This is a genomic window from Paenibacillus sp. FSL R7-0128, from assembly GCF_038002245.1.
Classification (GTDB): Bacteria; Bacillota; Bacilli; order Paenibacillales; family Paenibacillaceae; genus Paenibacillus_AQ; species Paenibacillus_AQ silagei.
Window position 1 is genome coordinate 2,066,256 of record NZ_JBBOCD010000001.1, and the last position, 15,849, is coordinate 2,082,104.

The 15,849-nt window shown below is 53.7% G+C and carries 15 protein-coding genes; 12 read left to right on the forward strand and 3 right to left on the reverse strand.

Translation table 11 applies throughout. The features are described from left to right. The first annotated feature begins 30 nt into the window (after window positions 1-30). From NST26_RS08375 to NST26_RS08390, 4 genes are all read left to right on the forward strand, one after another. On the forward strand, window positions 31-1,611 hold the full coding sequence (locus tag NST26_RS08375) for a helix-turn-helix domain-containing protein (protein WP_340979010.1): 1,581 nt from the start codon (window positions 31-33) through the stop codon (window positions 1,609-1,611). Window positions 1,612-1,858: 247 nt separating this feature from the next. After that, window positions 1,859-2,905 carry a D-xylose ABC transporter substrate-binding protein gene (gene xylF / locus NST26_RS08380; protein WP_209878455.1) on the forward strand — a complete coding sequence of 349 codons (1,047 nt, stop codon included), beginning with the start codon at window positions 1,859-1,861 and terminating at the stop codon, window positions 2,903-2,905. 87 nt (window positions 2,906-2,992) lie between these two features. Beyond that, window positions 2,993-4,504, forward strand: a complete 1,512-nt coding sequence (locus tag NST26_RS08385) for a xylose ABC transporter ATP-binding protein (RefSeq protein WP_340979011.1) — start codon at window positions 2,993-2,995, stop codon at window positions 4,502-4,504. Between the two features lie 2 nt (window positions 4,505-4,506). Continuing rightward, on the forward strand, window positions 4,507-5,700 hold the full coding sequence (locus NST26_RS08390; RefSeq protein ID WP_340979012.1) for a sugar ABC transporter permease: 1,194 nt from the start codon (window positions 4,507-4,509) through the stop codon (window positions 5,698-5,700). Between the two features lie 322 nt (window positions 5,701-6,022). On the opposite strand, the gene NST26_RS08395 is transcribed toward NST26_RS08390, so the two are convergent. Beyond that, window positions 6,023-6,409: a cupredoxin domain-containing protein gene (locus NST26_RS08395; RefSeq protein WP_036722528.1), complete on the reverse strand. Its 387-nt coding sequence runs from the start codon at window positions 6,407-6,409 to the stop codon at window positions 6,023-6,025. A 273-nt stretch (window positions 6,410-6,682) separates the two neighbouring features. Between NST26_RS08395 and NST26_RS08400 the strand changes: the two genes are divergently transcribed. Continuing rightward, entirely contained in the window at window positions 6,683-7,783 is a 1,101-nt protein-coding gene (locus NST26_RS08400) for a GGDEF domain-containing protein (RefSeq protein ID WP_340979013.1), read from the forward strand. Window positions 7,784-7,826: 43 nt separating this feature from the next. Here the strand turns inward: NST26_RS08400 and NST26_RS08405 are convergent, their stop codons facing one another. Next, on the reverse strand, window positions 7,827-8,174 hold the full coding sequence (locus NST26_RS08405) for a phage holin family protein (RefSeq protein WP_036696706.1): 348 nt from the start codon (window positions 8,172-8,174) through the stop codon (window positions 7,827-7,829). Window positions 8,175-8,326: 152 nt separating this feature from the next. Here NST26_RS08405 and NST26_RS08410 point away from each other — a divergent pair, with 152 nt between their 5' ends. The 6 genes from NST26_RS08410 to NST26_RS08435 all read left to right on the forward strand — a co-directional run bounded on the left by NST26_RS08410 (window position 8,327) and on the right by NST26_RS08435 (window position 13,971). After that, entirely contained in the window at window positions 8,327-10,693 is a 2,367-nt protein-coding gene (locus tag NST26_RS08410; RefSeq protein WP_340979014.1) for an endonuclease MutS2, read from the forward strand. A 32-nt stretch (window positions 10,694-10,725) separates the two neighbouring features. Beyond that, entirely contained in the window at window positions 10,726-11,145 is a 420-nt protein-coding gene (locus NST26_RS08415) for a DUF350 domain-containing protein (RefSeq protein ID WP_036696710.1), read from the forward strand. A 130-nt stretch (window positions 11,146-11,275) separates the two neighbouring features. Next, window positions 11,276-11,821 carry a hypothetical protein gene (locus tag NST26_RS08420; protein ID WP_339313264.1) on the forward strand — a complete coding sequence of 182 codons (546 nt, stop codon included), beginning with the start codon at window positions 11,276-11,278 and terminating at the stop codon, window positions 11,819-11,821. A gap of 81 nt (window positions 11,822-11,902) precedes the next feature. Then, on the forward strand, window positions 11,903-13,105 hold the full coding sequence (locus tag NST26_RS08425; RefSeq protein WP_339313265.1) for an MFS transporter: 1,203 nt from the start codon (window positions 11,903-11,905) through the stop codon (window positions 13,103-13,105). Between the two features lie 36 nt (window positions 13,106-13,141). Beyond that, on the forward strand, window positions 13,142-13,540 hold the full coding sequence (locus NST26_RS08430) for an Imm7 family immunity protein (RefSeq protein WP_340979015.1): 399 nt from the start codon (window positions 13,142-13,144) through the stop codon (window positions 13,538-13,540). A gap of 23 nt (window positions 13,541-13,563) precedes the next feature. Then, entirely contained in the window at window positions 13,564-13,971 is a 408-nt protein-coding gene (locus tag NST26_RS08435) for a hypothetical protein (protein ID WP_340979016.1), read from the forward strand. 398 nt (window positions 13,972-14,369) lie between these two features. Here NST26_RS08435 and NST26_RS08440 read toward each other — a convergent pair whose 3' ends face one another. Further along, entirely contained in the window at window positions 14,370-15,071 is a 702-nt protein-coding gene (locus NST26_RS08440) for a Crp/Fnr family transcriptional regulator (protein ID WP_340954887.1), read from the reverse strand. A 94-nt stretch (window positions 15,072-15,165) separates the two neighbouring features. On the opposite strand from NST26_RS08440, the gene NST26_RS08445 reads away from it, so the two are divergent. Then, a complete protein-coding gene (locus tag NST26_RS08445; RefSeq protein ID WP_340954885.1) occupies window positions 15,166-15,843 on the forward strand; it encodes a lactate utilization protein in 678 nt (225 codons plus the stop codon). Window positions 15,844-15,849: the final 6 nt, after the last annotated feature.

Genomic DNA, 15,849 nt, shown 5'->3' on the forward strand with positions numbered 1-15,849 from the left:
TCATATGAAGTGAAGGGGGAAGCGATAACGATGTACAAGCTGCTGATCGCAGATGATGAAGCACTGGAGCGGGAGGGGCTGGAGCTGATGATCCGGCATCTGATCCCGGACAAATTCGAATTCCTGCATGCGGGGAACGGGCGGAAGGCGATTCAGCTGGCGGAGGAGCACCGGCCGGATATGATTTTCATGGATATTAAGATGCCCGGGATTCATGGGCTGGAGGCGGTGCGGCAGATTCGGGAGAAGCTTCCGGCGGCGCAGATTGTGATGATTACGGCCCATGATTACTTCGCGTATGCCAAGGAGGGGCTGCTGCTGGGTGTCCGCGACTATCTGCTGAAGCCGGCCCGGCGGGAAGAGGTGGCGGAGGTGCTGAGGAAGCTGATGGCGGTCATCGGGGAGGAGCGGCGGCGCAGGAATGAACAGCTGGAGCTGCAGGAAAAGCTGGCCCATCTGCTGCCGCTGGCCGAGAATGAGCTGACCCTGATGCTCATGCTGGAGCATGTGCAGGATCTGGAGCCGGAGCAGCTGGCCGGGCTGCTGGAGCTGCATTTCAGCAAGGGCTACGCGATGGTCCTGTCATTCCCCCGGCACGGGGAGAGCGGCTGGGAGACGTTCCGGCAGTCCAAGCGGGAGATCTATGAGGCGGTCAAGCAGTTTGCCAAAACAGGACTGGGCTGCCTCGCCGGACCGCTGGCCGGGCATCAGCTGGCGCTGTTCATTCCCTTGCCGCCGGGGAGGACCGGATATTCCCAGCGCGTCAGCTCGCTGGACTGGGGAGAGCGGCTCCGCACCTATACCCGGGAGCGCTTCGGCCTGCCCCTTGGCGTCGGGATCGGCTCGATCCGTGAAGGCTGGGACGGGCTTAGCCGTTCCTACCGCGAAGCCGTCCGCGTATGTGCGGACCACCAGCATTCATTCGGTGTGCACCATTACGATGATATGATCCAGAGCTCGGGGCAGACGGCGGTCTCTCTGGATGAAGAGAAGAAGCTGCTTACCGCCCTGCTCCAGCGCAGCAAGCAGGAGGCCTCCCAGCGCTTCAGCCTGCTGTATGACTCCTTCGAGCAAGGAGGGGACCAGCCGCTGTCCGCCGTGCGTGGGGAGGTAACAGGCCTGCTGCTGTTCCTGGCCAGAGGCGCTCACTCCACGGCCGGTGCAGAGCTGCTGGCTTCGCTGAACGCAGCGGAAGATCCGCGTGCTCTGCGGTTAAGCGCGGAGTCCTGGCTGGAGCGGCTGATCGATGGCCTGGAGGAGGAGCAGGAGCATCACCGGTCCCATGTGCATCAGCGGGCGCTGCTCTATATCAGCCAGAAATATAAAGAGGATATCTCCATGGAGCAGACGGCTGAATATGTGAATCTGAGCCCGCATTATTTCAGCAAATTATTCCGGCAGCATGAAGGAGAGACCTTCATCGACTATGTCACACGGCTGCGGATGAATGAAGCGAAACGCCTGATCTCTGAGGATCAGCTGAACCTGAAGGAAATCTGCTATGAAGTAGGCTATAAGGACCCGAATTATTTCAGCCGGGTCTTCAAGAAGGCTGCGGGGATGACGCCAAGCGAATTCCGCCAGCAGCAGGAGAAGCCGGGTCCTTGCTGAGTGAGCAAGGACTTTTTTGTGCTGTTGCCCCGGATTATCCTATGAAAGCCGGGGCGGAGAATTACATTACAGCAGACAAGACCAAGAATGCGGGTGGAGGGCAAATAAGTGCAGGGAATCGCTGCTCCCGGGGCGGTTTTTCCATGCTACACTTTTTTTGTAAGCGCAATCAAATATAGGACTGACGAAAAGGGGCGTAGTAATCGTGAGAAAATACGGAAGAGCAATTTCCCTCGGGCTGGCGGCGATGGTGCTGGCTGCATCGATGGCGGGCTGCGGTGTGGTCTCAAGCGGTGACAACGAGAAGAAGGAGTCTGCTGGAGCGGCCAAGGACGGGGACAAAATTGTCATCGGCATGTCCATGGATACCTTGAAGGAGGAGCGCTGGCAGAAGGACCGGGATATTTTCACAGCAAAAGTACAGGAGCTTGGCGGTGAAGTGAAGGTGCTGGCCGCGAACGGGGATGATGCTACCCAGCTAAGCCAGGCGGAGCAACTGATCTCCCAGGGTGTGGATGTGCTCGTGGTCATTGCCCATAATGCGGAGGCTACGGCTCCCATCGTGGATAAGGCGCATAAGGAAGGCATCAAGGTTATTGCTTATGACCGGCTGATCAACAATTCCGAGGTGGATTATTACATCTCCTTCGATAATGTGCGTGTCGGTGAATTCCAGGCTCAGGCGGTTATCGACAAGGCTCCTAAGGGCAATATCGTCTACATCGGCGGCGCAGATACCGATAACAATGCCCACATGTTCAAGGAAGGCGCGATGAATATTCTGAAGCCGCTGGAAGAGAAGGGCGATATCAAAATCGTCTACGACCAGTTCTCCAAGGACTGGAAGCCGGAAGAAGCGCTGAAAAATATGGAGAATGCGCTGACCGCGAACAATAACGATGTACAGGGCGTTGTAGCAGCGAATGACGGGACAGCAGGCGGCTCCATCCAGGCGCTTACGGCGCAGGGCATGGCGGGCAAAATTCCGGTATCCGGTCAGGATGCTGACCTCGCTGCTGTACAGCGTATCGCGGAAGGCACACAGCTGATGACGGTCTACAAGCCGATCAACGCGATTGCCACGAAGGCGGCGGAAATGGCGGTGGCAGCTGCCAAGGGCGAGGCTATTTCGACAGATAAGACTGTTAACAACGGTAAAATTGATGTTCCATCCGTGCTGCTTGATCCGCTTGCCGTCAACAAGGATAACCTGGATGTGCTGATCAAGGACGGCTTCCACAAGCTGGAGGATGTGTATAAGAACGTTCCGAAGGACCAGTGGCCGAAACAATAAGGGCAGCCTGTACGGCAAGCAGATGCGGCGCCAGTGGCGAACCCGCATCTGCTTGCTGCTTGAGGGCGGGAAGGAGGAACGGCAGGCATGGATGTACTTGAAATGGTAGAGATCAGCAAGAGCTTCCCCGGCGTGAAGGCGCTGGACCATGTGAACTTCAAGGTGAGGCAAGGAGAGATTCACGCCTTGTGCGGGGAGAACGGCGCAGGCAAATCCACGCTGATGAAGGTGCTGAGCGGACTGTATCCTGCGGGGACATATGAAGGCGAAATCCGCATCGGCGGGGAGAAGAAGGCATTCCACCAAATTACCGATGCCGAGCAGGCCGGCATTGCGATTATCCATCAGGAGCTGGCGCTCGTGAAGGAGATGACGGTCGGCGAGAATATTTTCCTGGGGGCAGAGCCGGTGAAGCGCGGGGCGATCCAGTGGAATGAGCTGTACCATCAGGCTTCGCTGTGGCTGAAGAAGGTAGGGCTGAACCTGTCGCCGGATACGAAGATCGGCAATCTGGGCATCGGCCAGCAGCAGCTCGTAGAGATCGCCAAGGCGCTCTCCAAGCATACCCGGATTCTCATATTGGATGAACCGACAGCGGCGCTGACCGAGAGTGAGGTGTCCATCCTGATGGGCATTCTGAACCAGCTGCGGCGCGAAGGGGTTACCTGTGTCTATATCTCCCACAAAATGCCCGAGGTGTTCGCACTGGCCGATTCGATTACCGTGCTGCGCGACGGGCGGACGGTGGCAACCCTGGAGCGCCAGGCGACGAACGACGATCAGGTGGTATCGCTGATGGTCGGCCGTGAGTTGACCGAGCGCTATCCGCGCGTCCCGCATTCACCCGGAGACAAGGTGCTTGAGGTCGCAGATTATAATGTCTGGCACCCGGAGAAGCGTCAGCAGAAGGTGCTTAGAGATATTGGATTTACGCTCCGTCAAGGCGAAATTCTGGGCATTGCCGGGCTGATGGGGGCCGGACGGACAGAGCTGGTCAGCAGCCTGTTCGGTGCGTATGGCGGAAGAAGTGAAGGTACGGTTCTGATCGAAGGCAAGGCGGTCAAGATCCGTTCGGTTGCCGAAGCGATCAAGGCCGGGATTGCCCTGGTCACGGAAGACCGCAAGCGCCAGGGGCTGGTCATGGGGATGGATGTCAAGCGCAATACGACGCTGGCCACACTCGGCAAGGTCTCAAGGCTGGGAGTGATCAATGAGAATGAGGAGATCAAGTGGTCTGAGCAGTACGTGAAGGATCTGAAGACGAAGACAGCTTCGCTGGAGACGCTTGTCGGCACACTCTCCGGGGGGAACCAGCAGAAGGTGGTTATCGGCAAATGGCTGATGAGTGACCCCAAGATTCTGATTATGGACGAACCCACCCGGGGCATCGATGTCGGAGCGAAGTACGAAATCTATAACCTGATGAACAAGCTGGTGGAGCAGGGAGTAGCTATTATAATGATCTCCTCCGAGCTTCCCGAGGTGCTGGGGATGAGCGACCGGATTCTGGTGATGTGCGAAGGACAACTGGTACGGGAATATGACTGGCGCGAGGCAACCCAGGAGAATATTATGCTGGCCGCCACAGGAGGCAGATAGAGATGCAGCTGCAAAAAGAGCTTAAGGAACCTGAAGCGGTTCCGTCCGCCGGAGGATCGCGCTTGCGTACCCTGTTCGGCAAAATGGATATGCGCGCCTATACGATGATTGGCGCATTGATTCTGATCTGGGTTCTGTTCGGTGTGCTGAATCCGACCTTCCTGACCTCACGGAACCTGTCCAATCTGTTCACGCAGATGTCGGTGACCTCTATACTGGCCATTGGCATGGTGCTGGTTATCGTGGCGGGCCATATCGATCTGTCCGTCGGCTCCATCGTCGGCTTGACCGGCGGGATGGCGGCGATTCTCAGCAATTGGCTGGAGCTGCCCGCTATCGTGGTCATCCTGGGCACGGTTGCCGCAGGTGCGGTGCTGGGTCTGGTGCAGGGCTGGCTGGTCGCCTATAAAATGATCCCCGCCTTCATTGTCACCCTCGGCGGGATGATGGTGTTCCGCGGGGTGCTGATGGGCGTGACTGAATCCATGACCATTCCGGTATCTGATCCGGTGCTGGCGCTGCTCGGCAATGCCTATTTTGCCTCAGGCTTCGGAATCATTCTGGGCGTGCTCGCGGTGGCTCTGCTGCTGTATAGCGCCTTCACGAAGCGGCGCTCCCGCAAGAAATACGGGTTCACCGTCGCCCCGCTCGGCATGGATATCGCGAAGGTAACAGGACTGTCCCTGCTCGTGGTAGTCTTTGTGGCCTTGATGAACAATTACAAAGGGATTCCGTTCCCGATCATCTTCGTCATTGTGCTGGCGGCCATCTTCTACTTCCTGTCCACCAAGACGACCTTCGGCCGCCATATCTACGCCATCGGCGGCAATATTGAGGCTGCGCGGCTCTCCGGCATTAACATCAGACGCAAGACGATGCTGGTCTTCATCCTCAGCGGCCTGCTCGGCTCCATCGCCGCCATCGTGTTGACCTCCCGCCTGGCCTCTGCGACCATTACCGCAGGCAATATGGCCGAGATGGACGCGATTGCCGCCTGCGTCATAGGCGGAACCTCCCTGATGGGCGGAGCCGGAACGGTCATCGGCGCTCTCATCGGGGCGCTGGTGATGACCTCGCTCGATAACGGCATGTCGCTGATGGGACTGGAGTCGTTCTGGCAGTATGTGGTCAAAGGCTCGATCCTGGTCATCGCCGTCTGGCTGGATATTTCTGGCCGCAGCAAGGGTGTGAAGTAAGAGAAGTGGCTGTAGCAGCCGCTCGTGTATGTAGAGTAAATAAGCCGGCAGGGAGAATATCCCGGCCGGCTTATTTGTTGTAAAGTTGGGCACGGTAGGGGGGCGCGACCAAATGTAATCGAAAAACCGATTACAATGTGTCGGGTGAGGGGCTGTGGAGAATGTAGGCGAAAAAACGAACACAATGGGCCGGCGCGAAGGTGAAGGGGGAGGGTGCAGGCCAAACGAGCCAATAAGGTGTAAAAGTGCACCTGAATTCCTCGGATGAGGGCCAATCGAGCCCAATGAGGTGCACTAATACCCCTGAATTCGCGGACGTCGCTTACTCCACAATAATCTTAGCAGTCATTCCGCTGTGGCCGGAGCCGCACATGATGGCACAGGTCATCTCGAAGGTTCCGGCTTCCTCGGGCAGGACAACCTGCGAGGCGTTCTTGGCATCCAACCGCAGCTTCATTTCCGGGATTAGTATGCCGTGATTGCCGCTCTCATTTTCGAAGATGATTTTGACAGGGACGCCCTTCTTCAAATGGTATTCCGGCTGGTCAAAGCTATAATTGGTGGCTGTAATTACGAGTTCTTCCTCCGCCGTCAGATTGCTCCCGGCAGCTGCGTTGTTTGCGCTATCAGAATTGCTCGTGTTCCCTCCGCAGGCCGTTAGCAGAAGCACAAATATAATAGAACATAGAATAGCCGACTTTCTGATCATATGCATCCTCCTCATCTACTTGGGCAGTTGTCCTTAGCATAGCCTAAATCGGTCAAGTTGTCTTGATCAATCTATGAAAAAGACTCCGACCGCCGCCGTCATCACCGCTGCAAACTTTGTCGAATTTTGCAAAAATATGATGCAAAAGAGTTTAAAATTAATTATAATTAAGCCTAATATAATTAAAGCTTCATATTATTCGGCTAGAAGCAGGGGAGTCAGATCATTATAGATTACGCGTTGCAAAGTGCAGAGAGATGGCACCGGAGAATATTGTATGGCTACTGGATCATCGTACTCTGTCTGCTGCTCGCCCAGTTCCTGTATATGCTGTACTCCCGTTCGGCTGAGATGGAGACGATCTTCAGTCCCGGCAAGGGGCATATGTTCATAGTCTGCAACCTGATGATTGTCCTGAGTATGGCTTCTGCCGAGGTCTGGCTGCGGCGCTCGCTCCGTTATCATAAGCAGGCGGTTGTGGTCTGCAGCTTTGTGGTTTCCTATTTGATGTATTTTGTGCTGGAGCCTTATGTAGACGGTGCCCAGATGATGCTGCTGATGCCCCTTATGCTGGCCCTCATCTATTTCGACCAGCGGCTGCTGTACTCGCTTGGAGCATTTAGCATTGTATTCTACGCGGGGGTATACTTTGGGCTTGAACGGCCGCTGCTTGGCAAGCCGCTGCTGGAGTTCGTGCTGGTGGAGTGTGTGTATGTTGTTTTTGCCCTGACGGCGCAGGCGGTGATCCTCCGTGGCCGCGAGACGCGCGAATATCTGGAGCAGCTCACCAAGTCGGAGCAGGAGCTAATGGTAGAGCGGGCGATTTCGGACAAGCTGCTGAAGATGGATGCGTTAACCGGCCTGTATAATCACAAGACGTTCCATGAGTATCTGGATTCGCTGCTGGAGCAGTGTGAGAACAACGGATTGAGGCTGCAGCTGGCGTTAATGGACATCGATAATTTCAAGCAGGTCAATGACAGATACGGACACTGGGTGGGCGATCTTGTGCTGAAAGAGGTGGCGGCCAAGATGGGCAGCCTGATCGGGTTGAATGACTTCGCGGCAAGGTATGGCGGGGAAGAATTCGCAGTGATTTTTACGGATAAAAGCTTCCAGGAAGCCTACGCTGCTGTCGAGCAAATGCGTATCAGCATTGCTGCCATGTGCCATCCGTATGCCGGGAACAAGCCCATTACGGTCAGCATCGGACTGTGTCACTACCAGCTTGGAGACGGCAAGGAGCTGCTGTTCCGCAAGACGGACGATTCGCTGTATTCGGCCAAGCGCGGAGGGAAAAATGCTGTGGTGACCTCTGCGGTCACTTCCGTTAAAGGGCATAAACTTACAGAAAACCCCCAAATTCCGATATAGACCGGGAGCTGGGGGTTTCATTGTCTGCATGTGCCTTGCGCCGTTATTTGCCTGCTTCAAACGGAGTGGATACCGGCAGGAACAGATCGATGATCCCGATGACCAGTGCGGCAAGCAGGGCACCAAGCACCGAGACACTGACACCGCTGACGACAAACTGGGCAATCCAGATGACCAGGGCGCTGACCAGGAAGCCGACGATACCACGGCCGAAGGGCGTGGTTTTTTTGCCGAAAATGCCTTCAACGACCCAGCCGAGCAGAGCGATTACCAGAGCAAGCATGAATGCGCTCCAGAATCCCCCGACCGTGAACTGCGGAACAATCCAGCCGACCACCATCAGCACGATTGCAGCGACCACGAACCGTACTACATGAGCTAAGAATCTCAATGAACTAACCTCCTTTGGCGTTCGCTTAAGGATATGTGCGTTGTTATTGTGGCCCGAAGCCGGTTTTCTATGCCCAGAAATCATACCCAAATAGCGAAAATGGGCTAAATTAGGTATAATGGTTCCATCTATGAAGGGAGCTGTGACAGTAATTGGACGACAAAATTTTGCATACGCTTGAATATCGCAAGATTTTAAATAAATTGATGCAGTATACGCAGACGCCGATGGGACGGCTGACCGCCGAGCTCCTGAAGCCTTCCGGTGATTTCGAAGGGGTGAAGAAGCTCCTGCAGGCAACGGATGAGGCGGTAAATGTTGACCGGTTGAAGGGAATTCCTTCATTCGGCGGCGTAACCGATATCCGTCCTGCGCTGAAGCGTGCATCAATTGGCGGAATGCTGGGCACAGCAGAGCTGCTTGCGGTAGGCAACACGATTGGCGGGGCACGCCGGGTGAAGCGGTTCATCCATGCCATGCATGACGATGAGAGCGTTCCTACCCTCTTCGCACAGAGTGATCTGCTGTCGGAGCAGAAGCCTGTTGAGGATGCTATCCGCATGTGTATTGACGAGAATGCCGATGTAATGGATTCGGCGAGCACGGAGCTTGCCTCCCTCCGCCGCGAGCTGCGCGGGGGAGAGACGCGCATCCGTGAGAAGCTGGATTCGATGATCCGCTCGTCTTCGGTCTCGAAGATGCTCCAGGATCAGCTCGTGACGATCCGTGGTGACCGGTTCGTCATTCCGGTCAAGGCAGAGTACCGCGCCCACTTCGGCGGTATTGTGCACGATCAGTCGGGCTCCGGGGCAACGCTGTTCATCGAGCCGGAATCCATTGTAGCGATGAACAACAAGCTGAGGGAGACGCGGCTGCGCGAAGAACGTGAGATTGAGATCATTCTGCACCGTCTGACTGCGCTGGTCGGCGATATTGCCGAGGAGATGGCTTATGATATCGACATTCTCGGCGAGCTGGACTTCATCTTCGCCAAGGCACGTCTGGCACGCGACCTGAAGGCTACCCAGCCGCGGATGAATGACCGCGGATACCTGCGCCTGCGCAAGGGCCGCCATCCGCTAATTCCGGCCGAGCAGGTTGTGCCGCTGGATGTGGAGCTGGGCAATGATTACCGCTCCATCATCGTGACCGGCCCTAATACGGGCGGGAAGACGGTGACCTTGAAGACGATCGGCCTGCTCAGCCTGATGGCCATGTCGGGTCTCTTCATTCCGGCCGAGGAAGGCAGCCAGTTGTGTGTCTTCGATGCGATCTACGCCGACATCGGCGATGAGCAGAGCATTGAGCAGAGCCTCAGTACCTTCTCCAGCCATATGACAAATATTATATCCATTCTGAAGCGGATGACACCGAAGAGTCTGATTCTGCTCGATGAGGTCGGTGCAGGAACCGATCCGGCCGAAGGCTCCGCACTGGCGATAGCGATTCTGGAGAATATTCACCGGACGGAATCCCGGATGGTTGCCACTACACATTACAGTGAATTGAAGGCATACGCTTATGAACGGGCAGGCGTTATTAATGCCAGCATGGAATTCGATGTGCAGAGCCTGAGTCCTACTTACCGGCTGCTGGTCGGTGTACCTGGACGAAGCAATGCGTTCGCTATTGCTGAACGCCTCGGGATGCCAAATGCAATCCTTGAGCATGCGCGCGGTGAAGTGAAGGAAGAAGATATGCGTGTTGAGCATATGATTGCATCCCTTGAGGAGAACCGCCTTACCGCAGAGAACGAACGCATACGGGCGGAAGAGATTCGCCGTGAAGCGGAGGAGTTCCGTAAGCGGCAGCAGCAGGAGCTGGAGAAGCTGGAGGGCTCACGCGACAAACGCCTTGAGAAGGCAGAGAAGGATGCCAGCGAACTTCTGGCCAAGGCGCGCAAGGAAGCCGAGGAGATTATCAGTGACCTCCGCCGCCTGGCGCTGGAGGAAGGCGCATCCGTCAAGGAGCATAAGCTGATCGAAGCGCGCCGCCGGCTGGATGAAGCAGAGCCTGCGCCACGCAAGAAGGCTGTGCCGCGCAGCGCGGTCAAGGCGCCGCGTAAGATTCAGCCAGGGGATGAAGTGAAGGTAGCGAATGTGAATCAGAAGGGCCTTGTGGTTGAGCTGAGTGGTACCAAGGAAGCGGTGGTACAGTTCGGCATCATGAAGATGAAGGTCAATCTGAGTGATCTGGAATTCCTGGCCTCCGCCCCGGATGCTCCTCCGCCGGCTCTGCGCAGGGCCACAACGGTCAAGCGTACACGCGATGAGAATATCCGTAATGAGCTTGATCTGCGCGGTGCGAACCTGGAGGAAGCCATTATGGAGACCGACCGCTTCATCGACGAAGCTTTTCTCGGCAATCTGGGGCAGATCTCCATTATCCACGGCAAGGGGACGGGGGTCCTGCGGACAGGAATACAGGAATACCTCCGCAAGCACAAGCATGTCAAAAGCTATCGGCTCGGGAACTATAATGAAGGCGGCGCGGGTGTGACGGTAGCTGAACTGGAGTAGCGCCCATAGTCCGGCAGGGAAGAGGGAAAAGTGTGCAGGATAATATTGATCTTTTGCTGGAACATCCGCTGGGGGCGCTGCTAGGCTACTTCACTGTCGCCATATTGGGGCTGGTCGTATTCCTGTCCTTCTTCGAAATGGTGACGAAATACAACTGCTGGGAAGAAATCCGTAAGGGGAATGTGGCCGTAGCCATGGCAACCGGAGGCAAAATCTTCGGAATCTGCAACATCTTACGCTTCAGCATTGAAGCGGGGGCATCCATCTATGAGACGATGAAATGGTCGGTTGTAGGCTTTTTGCTGCTGCTGCTGGCTTACTTCCTGTTCGAGTTTTTTACTCCGGTCTTTTCAATTGATGAAGAGATTGCCGCAGATAACCGGGCCGTAGGACTGACAGCCATGCTGCTCTCCATATCCTTGTCCTATGTTATCGGCGCGGCCATATTCTGAATTAGGGGGCAGGGAGATGAAGCTGCTGATTCGGATTCTGTTTTTTTCAGCCCTGGCTTTTATAGCGGCCGGCATTATATATTTAACGGTGAATTGAACCGAATGTGAGTAAGCGAAGGAGATTATACAGATGGAGACAACAGTTTGCCCATGGTGCCATACCGAGATTGTATGGGATGAGGAGTTTGGCCCCGAGGATACCTGTCCTCATTGCAATAACGAGCTTAGCGGCTACCGCACAGTAACGATAGGTGCAGAGGATCTGGAGGATGAAGAGCCGGATACGCAGGAAGCTTCCGGGGAGGAAGAGATCAGCGACGATAATTTGTGGGATGACGACGACAAGGATAGTGTGGTGCCTGTATGGGGTACGCTGGGCCAATTCGGCGATGACTATGATCTGAAGCGTTATGAGGACAAGGTCTCAGGCTTGCTGGCTGCCCAGCTGGAAGCTCCGGAATGTCCGCAATGCCATGAGCTGATGCTTCACTCCGGTACGCAGCAGGTGGACGGGTTCACCCCGGCAACGCCGGAAGCGCTAGGCGGCGCAGCCGTGCTGAAGCCTCCTTTTGCGCTGAATCTGTACGTCTGTCCTTCCTGCTTCCATGTGCAGCATAGTCTGGCGCAGGAAGACCGCATCCAGCTTGTCCGCAATCTCAGCACCGCAGCCGAATAAAGTTCGGATTCATGCTTTCCCTGCCGTCTGGACATGTTAGTAATAGATGATGTGTCTTAGGACGAGCAGGGAGGGCTAAGCATGAGAGGTTCTGAACGGGGACAGGCGGCGCTGCTGCTGGCTGTAGGCGGGCTATACCTTCTGGCTACAGTGCTTGCAGGGACGTTCCTCAACGTATATCTGTGGAAAAGCCGGCAGAACTTCGCCATGATCGGCTGGTTCACCGTGGCCCAGCAGCTTGCGGTGGGTCTCAGCTTTTGGCTGGGCGGCAAGTGGGTGAAAGAACATAACAAAATGAATGCCCTACGGCTGGGAATTGCCGTATCGGGCTTTTTTTATTTGCTGGTGCTGTGGCTGCGGGGCGACGCGATTCATTACATTTGGCCGCTGGGCGGGGTCCTCGGGCTATCCATCGGGCTGTACTGGCTGGCGTTCAATATTGTTTTCTTCGAGATTACCGATGCCAAGAACCGCGATTTCTATAACGGGTGGATGGGCCTGCTCGGTTCCCTGACTGGAATAGCCGGACCCTGGGTGTCCGGCTGGATGATCTCCCGCTGGCAAGGCGGACAAGGCTACCGTATGGTATTCATACTGTCGTTATGTATCTATGGGTTGGCTGCTGTGCTCAGCTTCGGCCTGCGCAAACGGCCGCGCGGTGAAGCCTATCTCTGGCTGGAGCCCTGGCGCGAGCTTACCCGCAGGCGCAGTCCTTGGCGGCCAGTTGCGGCGGCGCTAGTATTTCAGGGCATCCGGGAAGGCGTATTCTCCTTCCTGATTGGTCTGCTCGTCTACATTGCAGCACAAGAGGAGAGCAAGCTGGGACAGTTCGCCCTGCTGACCTCCGCCGTCTCCCTGATCAGCTATTATGCGGCCGGCAGATGGTTCAAGCCCCGCGCCCGCCTCGGCGGTATGCTGGCAGGCAGCCTGCTGCTCATCGCCTTCCTTCTTCCGCTGCTATGGAAGGTGAACTTTACGACCCTCCTCATCATGGGGATCGGGACCTCACTCTGCCTGCCCCTCTACATGCTGCCGATGCTGTCCACCAGCTTCGACCTGATGGGAGTGTCCGAGGAGAGCGCCGGCAAACGCGTGGAGCTGGTAGTGCTCAGGGAGCTTAGCCTGATGAGCGGCCGCCTCCTCGGCCTGCTGATCTTCATCGCCGTGCTGTCCCTGGACCAGTCCCTGCGGACGATCACGCTGCTCATGCTCCTGCTGGGGGCCGCGCCGCTGGGGAGCTGGGTGGTGGTGCGGGGGTTGCTGGGGCAGAGGGGGAGGTTTTGATTGTTTTCATCAAATATCTAGGAAGCGGGTGAGAAGATGTACGAGTTTCATGGCTGGGCTACGATCCGGGAGACATTTGAAGAAGATTCTGAAAATTTAGAATTGGTGTTCAAAAATATACAAAACTTTATCTTAGAGTTGGGTTGGAGTGATGGACTCCTAAAAGTCTATCCCGCAAATGGGACGTATCATCTTGCTGTAGGAGGATTTTTGAATCACAAAAGTTTCGAGGCCGGGGAGATCATTGAGCTATTTCAATTCATCGCAGACCAAGCACCGGGTTCTTATGGCTTACTCTATACAAGAGATGATGAGGATATCGAAGGCTACGATAACGAGTTCAAAGTCTACGTACTAGCCCGAGGAACTCTAAGGCGGCAAGAGGATGTCTGGTTATCACCGTTTGTTCCGGTCGTGGAGGATGACATATTATAGTGACCAAGCAGGAGAGGATTCATATGTTTGCAATGAGTGTAGATGAAGTTAACTTAGAGATCAAGAGAATCAATACGCATTTAAGTCGATGCTTATGGATGGATTTTGAATTTTGTCGCATGGATGCAGGACAAATTGTTTTGTCAGGTAGCATTGACCAAAGTAGTAATGAATATGCGATAGATATTGAGTTTGAAGAACCTTATTTTGTTTCAACTTTATTTTTATGGCATACGGATACAGCCAAAGTTTTTATTGAACTAGCCAATGATGATGAAATCATTGACTTGAATCAAAAATATAGGGTAGAACTGGGGAATTATATTTTCAAAATCAGTGTAGAGGGTTTTGATAAAATTCCAATTTTTATAGCAGCAAAAAAAATATCATTCAAAATATTAGAAGGAGATCCTTTTCCAAGAAGTAAGTGAAAAACTTGAATACTGCCATGTAGGATATTGATGGTTCTTGAGACACTTAGTCAAAAAAATTATGGCATGAAGATGAGTTTACAATAGCGGACCCATTCGATTTTTAGATTTAACCAACAACCTTGGGAGGCCTAGAGTCTTTCAAGATTGTTTTGATTGGCGAAATTTACTAATCTATATAGAATATAAAGATATATGGTTAACTAAATATACCCTTCTGCGCAACATTTGTAATATAAATAACCGTCCAAAGTTCGAAAATTAAGGGCGTGCGAAACAAAGTTTTTTTCAATAGAAAACCACCCCCCAATATCATCCAATCAAAACTGGAAAATCGGTGAACTCCCCCATAGTAACTGCCGTCACATAAGCAAAGACCACACCAGCCCTGCTTGCTATTACTGAACATCCTTTTCCACTGCTTCTTCCAGCAGCCTAAACTCATTTCTATAAAACTCAATCAAGCCGTCCCGCTTCATCCATGCCAGCTCTCTGGACAAGGCGCTGCGGTCTACATCCAGATACTCGGCCATCGCTTCTCGATCAAAGGGAATCGTAAAAGTTTCTGTTCCAGCATCACGCATCACTCTTGTTAAATAAGTTAGAACCTTATCCCGAATAGTCGGCATAATTAGACAATCATTCCGGTCATGCAATTCTAACGCACGTTCGGCAATACTATCAAAAAGATTGCCAAGTAATTGTTCGTGACCCATACATAGCTTCGTGCAACGGCTCAATATGCTTTGGATAGGAATAAAGAGAACCTCAAGCGGTTCTATGGCCTGTACTGACATCGGGCATCTTCTTCCACGGCTGGCAGCTGTGAGAACAGCGGTATATCCACCCGGGTAATGGAGGGATACAATAATTTGTTTTCCTTTGACGTTCAATTTCGTACTTTGAGCGAGGCCCTGCAATATGATGCCGACATCATCAACGTAATCGCCCTCACGGACAACCATCTCATCTTTTGCATATTCTTTGCGTGTGGCTGACAGACATTCAAGCATTTGGGGAATATCATCTGGAGCAATCCCTGTAAATAAACGTGATTGGCAGAGGGATTTTAAGTTATTCTGAGCGGCTTCGCGTTGCATGTGCAACATCCTTTTTCTTTTTACTATACTATATTAATCATACATACACACGAAGTTTAGCCACCTTGTCTAACGTCAGAACGGAGGAAGAGCAATGCAAACGAAAGAAGATTCAATCAAAGCGAGAAACCGGCTGTTAGCCTCCAAGGTTATGAAAAATCTGCAAAGCAGAAAATTTGAGGCCTATTACTGTGACAACGCCATAGAAGCTGCGGAAAAGGCGCTATCCTTAATTCCGGAACAGTCTTCGGTATCTTGGGGCGGTTCAGTCACGCTTGAGGACATCGGGCTTCTTGACCGGGTACGCCAAGGCAACTATGCAGTCATTGATCGTGATACAGCGCAGACGATGGAGGAACGTTATGACCTCATGCGCCAATCTCTTTTGTGCGACACCTATTTAACCAGCTTCAACGCGGTTAGTGAAGATGGGATACTGGTCAATATCGACAGTGTGGGCAATCGGGCGGCAGCGGTTACTTTTGGACCGAGAAGTGTGGTTGCTGTCGTGGGGATGAATAAGGTGTGCAAGACCGCTGAAGATGCAGTGATAAGAGCCAGAACCTATGCCGCTCCCATTAACGCAAACCGTCTTTCGAGTTCGTCCAGCCCATTTTTACATTCACCGCAAAAAACGCCCTGCCTAATCAATGGTGCTTGTGCAGATTGTAAATCAGAGGATTGTATCTGTTCTTACATCGTCGAAACAAGAATGTGTAAAACAGCGGGGAGAATAAAGGTTATCCTCGTTGGTGAATCTCTGGGATTTTAATTTTTT

What these genes read in the sequence shown, in the direction of transcription:
- NST26_RS08390 (WP_340979012.1), top strand. Translation starts at nt 4,507, where the DNA reads ATGCAGCTGCAAAAAGAGCTTAAGGAACCTGAAGCGGTTCCGTCCGCC.
- NST26_RS08440 (WP_340954887.1), bottom strand. Translation starts at nt 15,071, where the DNA reads ATGCAACGCGAAGCCGCTCAGAATAACTTAAAATCCCTCTGCCAATCA.
- NST26_RS08435 (WP_340979016.1), top strand. Translation starts at nt 13,564, where the DNA reads ATGTTTGCAATGAGTGTAGATGAAGTTAACTTAGAGATCAAGAGAATC.
- NST26_RS08395 (WP_036722528.1), bottom strand. Translation starts at nt 6,409, where the DNA reads ATGATCAGAAAGTCGGCTATTCTATGTTCTATTATATTTGTGCTTCTG.
- NST26_RS08445 (WP_340954885.1), top strand. Translation starts at nt 15,166, where the DNA reads ATGCAAACGAAAGAAGATTCAATCAAAGCGAGAAACCGGCTGTTAGCC.
- xylF (WP_209878455.1), top strand. Translation starts at nt 1,859, where the DNA reads ATGGTGCTGGCTGCATCGATGGCGGGCTGCGGTGTGGTCTCAAGCGGT.
- NST26_RS08420 (WP_339313264.1), top strand. Translation starts at nt 11,276, where the DNA reads ATGGAGACAACAGTTTGCCCATGGTGCCATACCGAGATTGTATGGGAT.
- NST26_RS08425 (WP_339313265.1), top strand. Translation starts at nt 11,903, where the DNA reads ATGAGAGGTTCTGAACGGGGACAGGCGGCGCTGCTGCTGGCTGTAGGC.
- NST26_RS08385 (WP_340979011.1), top strand. Translation starts at nt 2,993, where the DNA reads ATGGATGTACTTGAAATGGTAGAGATCAGCAAGAGCTTCCCCGGCGTG.
- NST26_RS08430 (WP_340979015.1), top strand. Translation starts at nt 13,142, where the DNA reads ATGTACGAGTTTCATGGCTGGGCTACGATCCGGGAGACATTTGAAGAA.
- NST26_RS08375 (WP_340979010.1), top strand. Translation starts at nt 31, where the DNA reads ATGTACAAGCTGCTGATCGCAGATGATGAAGCACTGGAGCGGGAGGGG.